Annotated in this window: 1 protein-coding gene; it reads right to left on the bottom strand. The window is 57.8% G+C overall.

Annotation, left to right across the window (positions count from 1 at the left end):
* Positions 1-223: hypothetical protein (locus ABR397_RS24325; RefSeq protein ID WP_350307918.1), on the bottom strand; the 223-nt coding region annotated here is incomplete at both ends.

Here is a 223-nt window from a genome sequence, read left to right as displayed (position 1 = left end):
TTGCAGCCGGGAGTAGAACACCCCGCTTTCGACTTCCGGATCCAGATCGTAACGGTTGCCTAACACCCGGTAGTTGTTATCCAGGTAATGGTACGCTTCGCCATACAGGGTTTCATCGCCCCGCGTCACATCCACTTCGGCATCCATACCGTACTGCGGCAGCGCGTCACGGTAGTCATAATCCCGGGTCGCCACTTTGCCTGCCACCACCTGATGCGCGGTT

It is taken from the genome of Photorhabdus viridis (assembly GCF_040256935.1).
GTDB classification, from domain to species: domain Bacteria; phylum Pseudomonadota; class Gammaproteobacteria; order Enterobacterales; family Enterobacteriaceae; genus Photorhabdus; species Photorhabdus viridis.
This window is presented reverse-complemented; position numbering and strand designations above follow the sequence as displayed.